Raw genomic sequence first — 14,556 nt, forward strand, 5'->3', positions numbered from 1 at the left:
TATACCAGATTGTTTACATATAGGCAACGCTTTCTTAAGGAAACTTCCTTGTTCCTCAACTTGAAAGCTGATATAATAGCCTTATGAATAAAAAATCAACGGTGGACCTAATTCATGGTCCCATCCTTCCTTCACTGATTAGTTTTGCATTACCGATTTTACTGTCCAACGTCTTTCAGCAACTATACAATACAGCTGATATTTTGATTGTTGGGCGTTTTTTGGGACAAAATTCCTTGGCGGCAGTCGGAGCTACGACAGCTATTTTTGATTTGATTATTGGCTTTGCTCTCGGAGTCGGAAATGGGATGGGAGTTGTTATTGCTCGGCTTTATGGCGCTCGCAATTTTACAAAGATTAAAGAGGCTGTCGCAGCGACTTGGATTTTAGGTGCTATCCTGAGTGGTCTTGTGATGCTGATGGGATTCTTCGGTCTTTATTCGCTCTTACAATATCTCGAAACACCTGCAGAAATCCTCCCCCAATCTTATGAATACATATCAATGATTGTTAGCTGCGTGGGAGTTAGCTTTGCCTATAATCTCTTTGCAGGATTACTACGCTCGATTGGAGATAGCCTTGCGGCGCTTGCCTTTCTTATCTTTTCAGCCATTGTTAACGTCATTTTAGATTTGTATTTTATTACACAACTGCAATTGGGGGTTCAGTCTGCAGGTCTTGCAACTATCATCTCGCAAGGTTTGTCCGCTATTCTCTGTTATTTCTATATCCGAAAGAGTGTTCCAGAGCTTCTTCCAGAACTTAAACATTTCAGATGGAATAAGGATCTCTATGTCGATCTCTTGGAGCAGGGGCTAGCCATGGGGCTGATGGGATCAATCGTCTCTGTCGGAAGTGTCATTTTACAATCCTCTGTTAATGGCTTTGGAGCGGTCATTATCAGCGCCCAAACGGCAGCACGTAGAATTATGGCCTTTGCCCTATTGCCAATGACGGCAATTTCGGCTTCTATGACGACTTTTATCTCTCAAAACTTTGGGGCAAAACGTCCAGATCGTATCGTCCAAGGTCTTCGTTTAGGGAGCTATTTGAGTATGGCTTGGGCTACCTTTGCTTGTGTGTTCCTATTTTTTGCAAGTCCTAGCCTAGTTTCTTTCTTAGCGAGCTCAACAGATGGTTACTTGATTGAAAATGGGACCTTGTACCTACGTATTAGTTCTGTTTTCTATCCGTTTTTGAGTCTTTTATTGATTTATAGAAATAGTTTGCAGGGACTCGGTCAAAAACTCTTACCCCTCATCTCTAGTTTTATCGAGTTTATCGGGAAAATTGTTTTCGTCGCTTGGATTATTCCATGGGCAGGTTATATAGGTGTGATTCTATGTGAACCTCTACTTTGGCTTGTTATGACTGCACAGCTTTATATCTCACTCTCTCAGCACCCTTGGATAAAAGAAGGCAAGAAAATCTTGGCTGTCGGCGGACGATCCTAGCTTCATTTATAAAAGAAAAATCCATTTCCTCTAGTGAAAATCGACTAGACTTGTGTTATAATAAGAAAGATTAAAATGTGAAAAAAGGAGATTCCTAATGGGACGTAAATGGGCCAATATCGTAGCCAAGAAAACGGCTAAAGATGGAGCTAACTCTAAAGTATATGCAAAATTTGGCGTAGAAATCTATGTAGCAGCTAAAAAAGGTGATCCAGATCCAGAATCAAACTCAGCTTTGAAATTCGTTATCGACCGTGCTAAACAAGCGCAAGTGCCAAAACACGTTATTGATAAGGCTTTGGATAAGGCTAAAGGAAATACAGACGAAACCTTTACAGAAGGACGTTACGAAGGATTTGGGCCAAATGGTTCAATGTTGATCGTTGATACCTTGACTTCAAACGTTAACCGTACAGCTGCCAATGTCCGTGCTGCTTTTGGTAAAAACGGTGGAAACATGGGAGCTTCAGGTTCAGTATCTTACCTCTTTGACAACAAGGGTGTCATCGTATTTGCTGGTGACGACGCTGATGCTATCTTTGAACTCTTGCTTGAAGCAGATGTCGATGTAGACGATGTAGAAGCAGAAGAAGGAACAATCACTGTTTACACAGCTCCAACTGACCTTCACAAAGCTATTGTGGCTTTGCGTGAATCTGGTATCGAAGAATTCCAAGTGACTGAACTTGAGATGATTCCTCAGTCAGAAGTTGAGTTGTCAGGTGAAGATTTAGAAACATTCGAAAAACTATACAGCGTACTTGAAGACGACGAAGACGTACAAAAAATCTATACAAACGTAGATGGATTCTAAGAATAAAAATAACCCCTTTGAAAATTCAATATTTTCAAGGGGTTTGTTTATCTTGTGATGACAAAAGGGGCAAGAAAGAGACAAAAATCTCTTTTGCCCAAAACGTTATTAGTTATCTATAATCGTCCATAATCCAATGGATTGTGGAAAAATCGTGGTGTTGGGATTTAGAAATCGAGACTTGGTCTACCGATTGCTATTCCCAGCACCTTTTTTGTTATGTTAAACTTTCACTCCATCATCAGTTTGCTCTTTTCTATCTAAGCCTAGGGCAAATTTACGGATGAGAAGAAACTGGCCGTTTTCCTGCTTTGCGAAAGTGAGTACGACTGTCTTGGTGTTTGAACCGAGGGATAGATAGGTGATTCTCTTGATGTCGTAGCCACCTGAGGTTGACTCAATTTCAGAATCTGGTAGTCCATGCTTGCTGATGATATCTTTGTAGTTGGAGCCGCCTTTTCCTCTGTTTGCAGTGTCTCCCTCTATCAAAGCATCGAACTGCTCCTGGGTCCAAGAGAAGGTATCGGTATCTTCGATATCCTCTTCATCATGTCTATAATCTGGTAAGTTTCCAAATTCCTCATCCTTTGTTAAAGAGGTCAGACTTCTGTATGGGTGTCGAAAGTTTTTAGACAAGTCAGTAAAGACACCAGAAGGTAATACTTGCGTCATTAAGACAAGGAAAATAGATAGAATACCTAGGCTCGTTCCGATGATAGCCAATATTTTACGATTTTTGAGATTAAGGCCGATACCAAAAACTCCTAGAGCTATAGCGATAATGGCAAAGAAAAATGCTAGTATGCTAATGATTGGTAACCAGGAACCAAGAAGGGCCAGGGTTCCAAAGATGATGGCAAAGATTCCTAAAATTTTCTCTTCTTTATGTTTCATTTGTGAGTTTCTCATTTCTAATCAGGGTGTATTCTTATAGGTGTGAGATAGTGTTTATTATAGATAAAATAAGAGCTGATGTCAATTTCTGCTTAGATAGTTCTCATTGAAACTTAAATGTTCTTATGAGAACTATTTTTTATTTAGAAGGAGATAGCATGGATAAACCGATGTTGGTCTTTAAACGTTTTTCAATCCCCAGTCTATTGACTCGGACGACTAATGATATCACGCAGATTCAGATGCTCTTTACCATGGGACTCCAAGTGGTCACTCGTGGTCCTATCATGGCTATTTGGGCCATTGGGAAAATCCTTGGCAAGTTAGAATACTGGATTTGGGCAGTAGTGGTGGCAGTCATTGTCAACGATCCGCAATGCTGATTTGATTCTGGTCATGAAAGAAGGAAACATCATTGAGCAAGGCAATCATGAAGAGCTTATGGCTCAGGGTGGTTTCTATGCAGACCTCTACAATAGTCAATTTACAGAAGACCAAGCAGAAGAATAAATCAAAAGAAGGCTTGACGGCCTTCTTTTTCTGCACTATACTAGAGTAGGAGACGCTAGCAGACTCGTTCTGTCAGGCTTCTTGTGTAAAATCTAGAAACAACGAGAAAACAGATGAAAAACTATCAAGAGTGGTACGAGAAGAGGAAATCAAGTCTTCTTCGACATCCACAACTATTGCAATTGATGCGAGTCTTTAATCGCATGATGACAGTTCTGATGCCCTTGGCTTACTTGACCTTGTTGGGAACAAACTTTGTAAGTAACGGGGTTGGGAAAGAACTTTCTGCTTATATTTTAGTTCCAGCTTTGGGCTTTGTCCTATTGACGCTAGTTCGTAAGTGGATCAATCAACCGCGTCCTTATGAGACTTGGGAAATTATTCCGCTACTAGATAAGGACAGTTCTGGTAATTCAATGCCCAGTCGCCATGTCTTTTCAGCAACCATCATTTCCATGGCTTGCATGCATGCAAATCTTCCTGTGGGGTTGGTTTTGTTGGTCTTATCAGCTCTTTTAGGTCTTGTACGGGTCTTGGGTGGAGTACATTATCCCAAGGATGTTTTAGTTGGCTACGTCTGTGGTCTCCTCTTGGGAATTCTTTTCTTTATTGTGTAAGAAGCAAAGCAAGTGGGCTTTGGCTCGTAACCACTTACGGGTCAAAAGTGACCACTTGCTTTTTTGCCCTTGTAAAGTCTTTTAGGCTTTGGTATAGTAGATGCAGAAAGGAGATAGGATGAAGTTACGAATCGAGATTGATAGTGAATTAACTGAGACAGAGATTGTCATCAAGGCTGCAGCCCTGACAGATGAGATAGCTGACTTGCAACGACTTTTGCAAGAAACCAAGGCTCCTAGGTTGATCTTTTATAAGGGGACGGGTGAGTACTACTTAGACTTGGCAGAAATCCTCTTTTTTGAAACAGAAGGTAGCAAGATTTACGCCCACACCCAGAAAGAGGCCTACGAGGTTCGGCTCAAGCTCTATGAACTAGAGTCCATCCTGCCCCGCTATTTCAGTCGGGTATCCAAGTCGACCATAGCCAATATCCGTCAGGTCTACTCGGTGGATAAGTCCTTCTCAGGGACAGGCACTATTTCCTTTTATCAAACCCACAAGGAGGTTCACGTGTCACGACACTATCAATCCCTCCTAAAAGAAAATCTAAGAAACATGAGGTAAGAACATGAAAAAGAAAGCATTTGGTATTGTGTTGCTAGTATTGGCAGCTTTAGTATTGTTACAGGGGAATTTTGGAATCCCTTCACTTGAAGGGGAAATTTGGCCCTTGATTGGTATTGGATTTTTTGCTTATCAGTCAGTTGAGGCAATCCTTCGTCGTCATTTTACTTCAGCATCTTTTACGGCTCTAGTAGCTTTATTGATAGCTAATCACTTTTATGACATTTTACCGCTTCCCAATCAATCATTGTTCTGGGCGGGAGTGCTAATCGTGCTTGGAGTAAGTATGCTGACTCATACTAACAGAACTTGGAATGGGAAAAAATGGTGGCATGATGGTGAAAAGACCATTCTGACAGACAAGGAAGTCGCTTTTGGAGCAGGTACATTTTACAAGCAAGACCAAGAATTAGTAGAAGACCAGTTTGAAGTCGGATTTGGGAATGCCAAAATCTATTATGATAATGCGGAGATGTTAGGAGATAGCGCAACCTTGAAGATAGAAGTCGGATTTGGGAATGCAGTTATCTATGTGCCCCAACACTGGAGAGTGGACCTAAAGGTGGAAACTTTTTGTGGTGCGGCCAAGGCAGATGCTCCTGTAGCCCCAACCAGCAAAACCTTGATTATCCGTGGAGACGTAGCTTTCGGGAAACTCGGTGTCGTCTACGTCAAATAAAAAAAGTCTTCCAATTCCCTTGCCAAAAATAAGAAAGTGTGATAACATAGTACGGTATGTGGTGCTAGCACATCCGCTATATTAGATCTAATAGGAGGAAAACACAATGGCTAAAGTATGTTACTTTACAGGTCGTAAGACTGTATCAGGAAACAACCGTTCACACGCGATGAACCAAACTAAACGTGCCGTAAAACCAAACCTTCAAAAAGTTACTGTTCTTATCGATGGTAAACCTAAAAAAGTTTGGGCTTCAGCTCGTGCTTTGAAATCAGGAAAAGTAGAACGCGTTTAATAAACATGAAAAGACCTACAGGGTCTTTTTCTTTTGCTCGAAAGCTGAAATCATTTGAAAAATCAAGCAAATATCCGATGATACATCATTCTGCTTTTACAGTTGGGCTGAAATATGATAAAATAGAGTATCAACTATTTGAGGTAAAAAAAATGACTGTAAAAATTAATACAAAAGATGGTCAAGTCGAACTGACAGATGATGTAATCGCTACTGTCGTAGGTGGTGCAGCAACTGAAATTTTTGGTGTAGTCGGTATGGCTAGTAAAAATGCCCTCAAAGATAATTTCCAAGCCCTTCTTGGTAAGGAAAATTATTCAAAAGGTGTAGTCGTTAAAGCAGCTGAAGACGGTAGTATTGCAGTTGATGTATATACTGTATTGAGCTACGGTACAAAAATCAGTGAAGTTTCAAAAAACATCCAAGAACGTGTTCGCTTTAGCCTAGAGAACCAACTTGGAATCACTGCTCAAACTGTGAATGTCTACATTCAAAATATCAAAGTTGTAGGAGAATAATCGTGTCAAATATTACTACAAGCTTATTTCAAGAAATGGTACAGGCTGCTTCAACTCGTTTGAACAAGCAAGCCGAATATGTCAATTCATTGAACGTCTTCCCAGTTCCAGACGGAGATACAGGAACAAACATGGGAATGACGATCGAAAATGGTGCTAAAGAAGTAGCAGACAAACCAGCTTCAACTGTTGGTGAGGCTGCAAGTATCTTGGCTAAAGGTCTTTTGATGGGTGCGCGTGGAAACTCAGGAGTTATCACTTCTCAGCTTTTCCGCGGATTTTCACAAGCCATCAAGACAAAAGAAGAGTTAACAGGAAAAGACCTAGCTCTTGCTTTCCAATCAGGTGTTGAGGTTGCCTACAAGGCTGTTATGAAGCCTGTTGAAGGAACAATCTTGACTGTATCACGTGGAGCTGCTATCGGTGCTAAGAAAAAAGCAGAACAGACAGATGACGCAGTTGAAGTTATGCGTGCAGCCTTGGAAGGAGCTAAAGCAGCCCTTGCTAAAACTCCAGAAATGCTTCCAGTATTGAAGGAAGTTGGAGTTGTGGACTCAGGTGGTCAAGGTTTGGTCTTCATCTATGAAGGATTCCTTTCAGCTCTTACTGGTGAATACAGTGCGTCTGAAGACTTTGTAGCGACTCCAGCCAATATGGGTGAGATGATCAATGCAGAACACCACAAATCTGTAGCCGGACATGTAGCAACTGAAGACATTACCTTTGGTTACTGTACTGAAATCATGGTTGCCCTCAAACAAGGTCCAACTTATGCTAAAGAGTTTGACTACGAAGAATTCCGTAACTACTTGAACGACCTTGGGGATTCTCTACTTGTTGTCAATGACGACGAAATCGTTAAAGTTCACGTCCATACAGAAGATCCAGGACTTGTTATGCAAGAAGGTCTCAAATATGGTAGCTTGGTCAAGGTTAAAGTCGATAACATGCGTAACCAACACGAAGCGCAAGTAGAAAAAGAAGCGCAAGTCAGCAAGCCAGCTGAAGAAAAAGAATATGCTCTTATCGCAGTAGTAGCTGGACAAGGATTGGCAGACATCTTCCGTGCTCAAGGTGTGGACTATGTCATCGAAGGTGGCCAAACCATGAACCCTTCGACAGAAGACTTTATCAAGGCTGTTGAGAAAGTCAATGCTCGCAACATCATCTTCTTGCCAAACAACAAAAATATCTTTATGGCAGCTCAATCTGCCGCAGAGGTATTGGAACAACCAGCAGTGGTGGTAGAAGCTCGTACCCTTCCTCAAGGATTGACTAGCCTTCTTGCTTTTGATCCAAGCAAGACTATCGAAGAGAATAAAGAACGCATGACTGCAGCTCTTGGCGATGTTGTCAGCGGTAGTGTAACAACAGCCGTTCGTGACACGACTATCGATGGTTTGGAAATCCATGAAAATGACAATCTTGGTATGGTTGATGGTAAGATCCTCGTATCAAACCCTGATATGCACCAAACCTTGACTGAAACTTTGAAACACATGTTGGACGAAGACAGTGAAATCGTAACCTTCTATGTCGGAGAAGACGGAAGTGAAGAATTGGCAAATGAAATTGCTCAAGAAATCGCAGAAGAATTCGAAGATGTCGAAGTAGAAATTCACCAAGGTCAACAACCGGTTTATCCATATCTTTTCAGTGTGGAATAAAGATTAAATAATAGAAAAAAGAAAGTTGAGAAATCAACTTTCTTTTTTTGTGACATTTGTCATATTTCCTCATGACAGAAGCTTCTAGTGATTCTACCTTCAAAGAATTATACTAGATGTATCAAATGGAGGAAGAAAAAAATGAAACATAAAGTAATTGTCGTAATGAGCTTAGTAGCAGCAGGAGTCATGACTTATCTCATGTTTTCTGGATTAGATGAAGGCTTCTATCATTTCCCTTGGGAGATATTTGCAAGTTTTGGAATTATGTCTTGGTTGATCCGAGAAGGTTTGAAATTGGTCTCAGATGTGAAAAAGGAGTTTGAAAAATGAAAAAAGCGATTCTCTATCTTTTTATTGGACTGTCACTAGTGGTATGGTTGGTAGAAATGTTTACAGGTTGGTTTGATCAAGCCATCCTTCACCAATTCATCCGTGGTGCCTGGGGATTAGGATTTATGATTTTTATCGCCTTTCCGATGGGTAAGGAGTGGTTGAAAGGAGAATATCATGAACATGATTAAGGTAGAAAGCCTAAATAAAAACATCAAGGGCAAGGCTATTTTGACGGATATTTCCTTTGAGGTAGCTGAAGGCGAATGCATTGCCTTGATTGGTCCAAATGGTGCTGGGAAGACCACGCTACTGGACTGTTTATTGGGAGATAAACTGGTCACAAGCGGTCAAGTATCCATCCAAGGCTTGCCAGTGACGAGCTCTAAGTTAGACTACACAAGATCCTACCTCCCTCAAGAAAATGTAATTGTTCAGAAATTAAAGGTTAAAGAGTTGATTGCTTTCTTTCAAAGCATTTACCCAAATCCCTTGAGCAACCAGGAAATCGATCAACTATTGCAGTTTGACAAGCAACAAAAAGAACAATTCGCAGAAAAATTGTCAGGTGGGCAAAAGCGTCTCTTCTCTTTTGTCTTGACCTTGATTGGGCGACCAAAGCTAGTCTTTTTAGATGAGCCGACTTCGGCCATGGATACTTCAACCCGTCAACGCTTTTGGGAAATTGTTCAGGACCTAAAAGCTCAGGGAGTTACCATCCTCTATTCGTCCCATTATATCGAAGAGGTAGAGCATACAGCGGACCGAATCTTGGTCTTGAATAAGGGAGAGTTGATTCGTGATACAACACCTCTAGCCATGCGCAGTGAGGAGATTGAAAAGCACTTTATCCTTCCTCTAGCATACAAGGAAGTCATTGAGCAGTCTAACTTGGTTGAAAACTGGTCACAAAAACAAGATGCTCTACAAGTAGTTACACGTGAAGCGGATGCTTTTTGGCAACTGTTAGTGCAAGCAGGATGTAGGATTCAAGAAATTGAAGTCAATAATCGTAGCTTGTTGGATACAATCTTTGAAGAAACACAAAAGGGAGATGACTAAGATGAAACGATGGATCGCACTAAACAAGATAGAATTTCTATTGACCAAACGACAATTAGTCTATTATCTGTTATCCGTAGGGATGCCGACAGCCTTCTATTTATTCTTTTCAGGTATGTACCAGGACACACCAGGTGGACCGGCTAATTTTATGCGCGACTACCTGATCTCCATGACGGCCTTTTCCATGATGTCGACAGCTATCTTTTCATTCCCAGTTGTTTTACATACCGACAAGATCAACAACTGGCAGAAAATATTACGTCATAGCCCTGTAAATATGGTAGAATATTATCTATCAAAGATAACAAGTATGATGGTTGATTATTTGGTCTCAATTCTGGTTGTTTTCTCAGTTGGGCATTTTGTAAGAGGTGTGGATATGTCTCTTGGAAACTGGATTGGAGCTGCGTTCTTGCTGATAGTAGGAAGTGTTGCCTTTGTAGCACTTGGCTTGACCTTGACACTCTTGCCTTCTAGTCAGTTGATGTCTGTCGTGGGCAATCTTCTTTACTTTGGCTTAGCTGTTTTAGGCGGACTCTGGATGCCTGTCTCTTTATTTCCAGACTGGATGCAAGCAATCGGGAAGCGCCTACCAACTTATCAGTTGATGGAGTTGCTCAAGACCTTCTTAAACGAGGGTGGCATCAATCTATCAGCCACAGTTTATCTACTTGTTTTTTCAGCAGTTTTGTTTGGTTTGACCATTTACCTTCAAGGTCATAAGGAGAATGCTTAATGCTTGAAAGACTAAAAAGCATACATTATATGTTTTGGGTCAGTTTAATTTTTATGATTTTCCCAATCCTCTCTGCAGTGATTGGGGAGATTCCTAGCTGGCATTTACTAGTTGATATTCTATTTGTGGTGGCTTATTTAGGCGTTTTAACCACCAAGAGTCAGCGCTTATCCTGGCTCTTTTGGATTATCATGCTAGCTTATGTGGCTGGAAATACCGTCTTCATTTATGGCAACTATGTCTGGTTCTTCTTTTTCCTTGCCAATCTCTTGATTTATCATTTTAGAGTGCGTAGCTTACGTTCACTTCATGTCTGGACTTTTCTTCTTGCTCAAGTTCTTGTTGTTGGACAACTCATGATGTTTCAGTCAGTCGAGACTGAGCTCGTAGCCTTTGAGCTTGGAATTCTTACTTTTGTCGATTTGATGACATTGGGCTTGGTTCGGATTCGCATTGTCGAGGATTTGAAAGAAGCTCAGGCTAAGCAAAATGCCCAGATAAATCTATTGCTAGCTGAAAATGAACGCAGTCGTATCGGTCAAGATTTGCATGATAGTCTGGGACATACCTTTGCTATGCTGAGTGTTAAAACTGATCTAGCCCTGCAGTTATTTCAGATGCAGGCTTATCCACAGGTGGAGAAGGAATTAAAAGAAATTCACCAGATCAGCAAAGATTCCATGAATGAAGTGCGAACTATTGTGGAAAATCTGAAATCACGGACTTTAGCATCAGAGCTTGAGACTGTTAAGAAGATGCTAGAAATTGCTGGGATTGAGGTTGAGGTTGACAATCAATTGGACAAGGCTAGCCTGACCCAAGATGTGGAGTCGACGGCTGCTATGATTTTGTTAGAACTGGCGACCAATATCATCAAACATGCCAGCGCTAATAAAGCCTATCTAAAACTGGAACGTACAGATCAGGAATTGCTATTGACAGTCAGAGATGATGGGAAAGGTTTTGCAACTGTAAAAGGAAATGAACTTCATACAGTCCGTGACCGTGCAGTAGCCTTCTCAGGTCAAGTAGGGCTGAGAAGTGTGAAAGATCCCACAGAGGTGCGCGTGCATCTGCCTTATAAGGAGAGAAAGTAGATGAAAGTATTAGTCGCAGAAGATCAAAGTATGCTGAGAGATGCCATGTGCCAGCTCTTAAGCTTTCAACCAGATGTGGAGACTGTCTTGCAGGCGAAAAATGGAGCCGAGGCTATTGAGGTTTTGGGGAAAGAAGCAGTAGATATTGCCATCCTTGACGTCGAAATGCCAGTAAAGACGGGACTAGAAGCTCTCGAGTGGATCAAACAAGAAGTGCCTGAAACTAAGGTGGTTATCGTTACGACCTTTAAACGTCCAGGCTATTTTGAACGAGCCGTCAAAGCAGGAGTCGATGCCTATGTCTTGAAAGAGCGAAGCATCGCCGAACTCATGCAAACCCTGCATACGGTGTTAGAGGGACGCAAGGAATATTCTCCAGAGCTGATGGAAGTCATGATGACCCATCCCAATCCCTTGACCGAGCAAGAAGTCGCTGTTCTACATGGAGTAGCCCAAGGCCTGTCCAACCAAGAAATTGCGGATAAACTCTACCTCTCAAACGGCACTGTCCGTAATTACATGACCAATATCCTCTCCAAACTAGGCGCCAGCAACCGAACCGAAGCAGCCAAAACTGCCGAAGAAGAAGGCTGGTTGTGAGGGGAGGTAAGTAAGTAAAAATCTCTTAGAAATGAATCTAAGAGATTTTTTTGTTTATTTCACCAACTTCTTCATCTCATCAATACGTGCGACGGTCGCATCGTATTTGGCTTGGTAGTCGGCTTGTTTGTCGCGTTCTTTTTGGACGACTTCTGGTTTGGCATTGGCTACGAAGCGTTCGTTAGAGAGCTTCTTACCGACCATATCCAGTTCTTTTTGCCATTTAGCCAGTTCCTTGTCGAGACGAGCGAGTTCTTCTTCGACATTAAGGAGGTCAGCGAGTGGCAAGTAGATTTCTGCTCCTGTGATGACGCTTGACATAGCAAGTTCAGGTGCAGGGATGGTTGATGCGATTTCCAAGTGTTCTGGATTTGTGAAGCGTTTGATGTAGTTGACATTGCTGTTAAAGAAGGCTTCCAAGTCGCTATCGCTAGTCTTAACAAGGATGGTGATAGGCTTGCTTGGTGCTACGTTTACTTCTGCACGCGCATTACGAACAGCACGGATCAAGTCTTTGAGACTTTCCACGCCAGTGTGAGCTGCAAGGTCTTCAAAGGCTGGGTTAACAGTTGGGTATTCTGCTGTGACGATAGAACCTTCTGAGATTTGTCCAAAGATTTCCTCTGTCACGAATGGCATGATTGGGTGAAGAAGACGAAGGATCTTGTCCAAAGTGTAAAGGAGAACAGAACGTGTAATGACTTTCTCTTCTTCGTTGTCACTATAAAGGACTTCCTTGGTCAACTCAACGTACCAGTCCGCAAACTCATCCCAGATGAAGTTGTAGAGGATATGACCTGCAACACCAAACTCAAACTTGTCAAAGTTGGCAGTTACCTTGCCAATGGTTTCATTGAGGTTGTGGAGAATCCAGCGGTCAGTAACGTTTCCAGCTTCCTTGTTAACAACTTTTTCGACATTGGCAGTTGCTTGTTCAAGGGTCAATCCTTCATTGTTCATGAGGATGTAGCGAGAGATGTTCCAGATCTTGTTAATAAAGTTCCATGAAGCATCCATTTTCTCGTAAGAGAAGCGCACGTCTTGGCCTGGTGCAGAACCGTTTGAAAGGAACCAACGAAGGGCATCGGCACCGTATTTCTCGATGACATCCATAGGGTCAATTCCGTTTCCGAGAGATTTAGACATTTTACGTCCTTGCTCGTCACGGATAAGACCGTGGATAAGCACGTTTTGGAATGGCTGACGACCAGTGAATTCCAAGGATTGGAAGATCATACGAGACACCCAGAAGAAGATGATGTCGTAACCTGTTACCAAGGTTGAAGTTGGGAAGTAACGTTTGAAGTCTTCTGAATCGACATCAGGCCAGCCCATAGTTGAGAATGGCCAAAGGGCAGAACTGAACCAAGTGTCCAAGACGTCTTCGTCCTGAGTCCATCCATCACCTTCAGGAGCTTCTTCACCGACGTACATTTCACCCTTATCATTGTACCAAGCAGGGATTTGGTGACCCCACCAGAGCTGACGAGAGATGACCCAGTCGTGGACATTTTCCATCCATTGGAGGAAGGTATCGTTGAAACGAGGTGGGTAGAATTCTACCTTATCATCTGTGTCTTGGTTGGCAATGGCATTCTTAGCCAATTGGTCCATCTTGACGAACCACTGCGTAGACAAGCGTGGTTCAACCACAACACCTGTACGTTCTGAGTGACCAACACTGTGGACACGCTTTTCGATTTTGACAAGAGCACCGATTTCTTCCAACTTAGCAACGACTGCCTTACGAGCTTCAAAACGGTCCATGCCTGCAAATTCGAAGGCAAGCTCATTCATGGTTCCGTCGTCGTTCATCACGTTGACTTGTGGCAAGTTGTGACGTTGACCAACCAAGAAGTCGTTTGGATCGTGGGCAGGTGTGATTTTCACGACACCAGTACCAAACTCAGGATCTGCGTGTTCGTCCCCAACGATTGGGATGAGTTTATTAGCGATTGGAAGGATGACGTTTTTACCAATCAAGTCCTTGTAGCGTGGGTCTTCTGGATTGACCGCAACGGCAACGTCCCCAAACATAGTCTCAGGACGAGTTGTCGCCACTTCAAGGGCGCGTGAGCCATCTTCTAGCATGTAGTTCATGTGGTAGAAGGCACCTTCGACATCCTTGTGGATAACCTCGATATCAGAAAGAGCTGTGCGAGCTGCTGGGTCCCAGTTGATGATAAACTCACCACGGTAGATCCAACCTTTCTTGTATAGGTCCACAAAGACTTTACGAACGGCTTTTGACAAACCTTCGTCAAGCGTGAACCGCTCGCGAGAGTAGTCTACAGAGAGCCCCATCTTGCCCCATTGTTCCTTGATGGTAGTGGCATATTCGTCTTTCCATTCCCAGACTTTGTCGAGGAATTTCTCACGACCCAGGTCATAACGCGTAATGCCCTCACCACGCAAGCGCTCCTCAACCTTAGCTTGAGTCGCGATCCCAGCGTGGTCCATCCCTGGAAGCCAAAGGGTATCAAAACCTTGCATGCGTTTTTGACGGATGATAATATCCTGCAAAGTCGTATCCCAAGCGTGACCAAGGTGAAGTTTACCAGTTACGTTTGGTGGTGGAATTACGATGGAATAAGGCTTAGCCTTTTGATCGCCTGAAGGCTTGAAAACATCAGCGTCAAGCCATTTTTGGTAACGACCAGCCTCAACCTCGGCTGGATTGTATTTAGGTGAAAGTTCTTTAGACATGTGTGT

At 42.5% G+C, this 14,556-nt stretch carries 16 protein-coding genes and 2 pseudogenes; 16 read left to right on the forward strand and 2 right to left on the reverse strand.

Annotated elements, in window-relative coordinates; translation table 11 throughout:
* Positions 1 to 83: 83 nt before the first annotated feature.
* Positions 84 to 1,454, forward strand: a complete 1,371-nt coding sequence (locus ACWPUA_RS04540) for an MATE family efflux transporter (RefSeq protein ID WP_454379440.1) — start codon at positions 84 to 86, stop codon at positions 1,452 to 1,454.
* Between the two features lie 97 nt (positions 1,455 to 1,551).
* Entirely contained in the window at positions 1,552 to 2,268 is a 717-nt protein-coding gene (locus ACWPUA_RS04545; RefSeq protein ID WP_004250532.1) for a YebC/PmpR family DNA-binding transcriptional regulator, read from the forward strand.
* Positions 2,269 to 2,490: 222 nt separating this feature from the next.
* Here the strand turns inward: ACWPUA_RS04545 and ACWPUA_RS04550 are convergent, their stop codons facing one another.
* A complete protein-coding gene (locus ACWPUA_RS04550) occupies positions 2,491 to 3,162 on the reverse strand; it encodes a hypothetical protein (RefSeq protein ID WP_454379442.1) in 672 nt (223 codons plus the stop codon).
* 179 nt (positions 3,163 to 3,341) lie between these two features.
* Between ACWPUA_RS04550 and ACWPUA_RS04555 the strand changes: the two are divergent.
* The 14 genes and pseudogenes from ACWPUA_RS04555 to ACWPUA_RS04620 form a co-directional block, all read left to right on the forward strand.
* Positions 3,342 to 3,530: pseudogene (locus ACWPUA_RS04555) on the forward strand (ABC transporter ATP-binding protein); the annotation flags it as partial.
* A pseudogene (locus tag ACWPUA_RS04560) lies at positions 3,523 to 3,672 on the forward strand (ABC transporter ATP-binding protein); the annotation flags it as partial. The pseudogenes ACWPUA_RS04555 and ACWPUA_RS04560, both read left to right, overlap by 8 nt.
* Before the next feature lie 113 nt (positions 3,673 to 3,785).
* Complete coding sequence (locus tag ACWPUA_RS04565; protein WP_373075489.1) at positions 3,786 to 4,289, forward strand: phosphatase PAP2 family protein; 504 nt, start codon at positions 3,786 to 3,788, stop codon at positions 4,287 to 4,289.
* Between the two features lie 118 nt (positions 4,290 to 4,407).
* Positions 4,408 to 4,854, forward strand: a complete 447-nt coding sequence (locus tag ACWPUA_RS04570) for a LytTR family DNA-binding domain-containing protein (RefSeq protein ID WP_004250544.1) — start codon at positions 4,408 to 4,410, stop codon at positions 4,852 to 4,854.
* Between the two features lie 4 nt (positions 4,855 to 4,858).
* Positions 4,859 to 5,533, forward strand: coding sequence for a LiaF transmembrane domain-containing protein (locus tag ACWPUA_RS04575; RefSeq protein ID WP_454379445.1), 675 nt, complete (start codon positions 4,859 to 4,861; stop codon positions 5,531 to 5,533).
* Positions 5,534 to 5,639: 106 nt separating this feature from the next.
* The gene (gene rpmB / locus ACWPUA_RS04580; RefSeq protein ID WP_001140948.1) at positions 5,640 to 5,828 is read left to right on the forward strand and encodes a 50S ribosomal protein L28; all 189 of its coding nucleotides are present in this window, start codon (positions 5,640 to 5,642) and stop codon (positions 5,826 to 5,828) included.
* A 152-nt stretch (positions 5,829 to 5,980) separates the two neighbouring features.
* Positions 5,981 to 6,346, forward strand: a complete 366-nt coding sequence (locus tag ACWPUA_RS04585) for an Asp23/Gls24 family envelope stress response protein (protein WP_000216443.1) — start codon at positions 5,981 to 5,983, stop codon at positions 6,344 to 6,346.
* Positions 6,347 to 6,348: 2 nt separating this feature from the next.
* Complete coding sequence (locus ACWPUA_RS04590; RefSeq protein WP_454379447.1) at positions 6,349 to 8,013, forward strand: DAK2 domain-containing protein; 1,665 nt, start codon at positions 6,349 to 6,351, stop codon at positions 8,011 to 8,013.
* A gap of 141 nt (positions 8,014 to 8,154) precedes the next feature.
* Entirely contained in the window at positions 8,155 to 8,346 is a 192-nt protein-coding gene (locus tag ACWPUA_RS04595) for a hypothetical protein (RefSeq protein ID WP_454379449.1), read from the forward strand.
* Positions 8,343 to 8,537, forward strand: a complete 195-nt coding sequence (locus ACWPUA_RS04600) for a hypothetical protein (protein WP_125451549.1) — start codon at positions 8,343 to 8,345, stop codon at positions 8,535 to 8,537. Before ACWPUA_RS04595 ends, ACWPUA_RS04600 begins: the two co-directional genes overlap by 4 nt.
* A complete protein-coding gene (locus ACWPUA_RS04605; protein WP_454379452.1) occupies positions 8,524 to 9,408 on the forward strand; it encodes an ABC transporter ATP-binding protein in 885 nt (294 codons plus the stop codon). Before ACWPUA_RS04600 ends, ACWPUA_RS04605 begins: the two co-directional genes overlap by 14 nt.
* Before the next feature lies 1 nt (position 9,409).
* Positions 9,410 to 10,147, forward strand: a complete 738-nt coding sequence (locus tag ACWPUA_RS04610) for an ABC transporter permease (RefSeq protein ID WP_454379454.1) — start codon at positions 9,410 to 9,412, stop codon at positions 10,145 to 10,147.
* A complete protein-coding gene (locus ACWPUA_RS04615) occupies positions 10,147 to 11,244 on the forward strand; it encodes a sensor histidine kinase (RefSeq protein ID WP_454379456.1) in 1,098 nt (365 codons plus the stop codon). The genes ACWPUA_RS04610 and ACWPUA_RS04615 overlap by 1 nt, the downstream gene beginning before the upstream one ends.
* On the forward strand, positions 11,245 to 11,844 hold the full coding sequence (locus tag ACWPUA_RS04620; RefSeq protein ID WP_006154868.1) for a response regulator transcription factor: 600 nt from the start codon (positions 11,245 to 11,247) through the stop codon (positions 11,842 to 11,844).
* Between the two features lie 54 nt (positions 11,845 to 11,898).
* On the opposite strand, the gene ACWPUA_RS04625 is transcribed toward ACWPUA_RS04620, so the two are convergent.
* Positions 11,899 to 14,550, reverse strand: coding sequence for a valine--tRNA ligase (locus ACWPUA_RS04625; protein ID WP_454379459.1), 2,652 nt, complete (start codon positions 14,548 to 14,550; stop codon positions 11,899 to 11,901).
* Positions 14,551 to 14,556: the final 6 nt, after the last annotated feature.

This window comes from Streptococcus sp. Marseille-Q6504 (assembly GCF_965111625.1).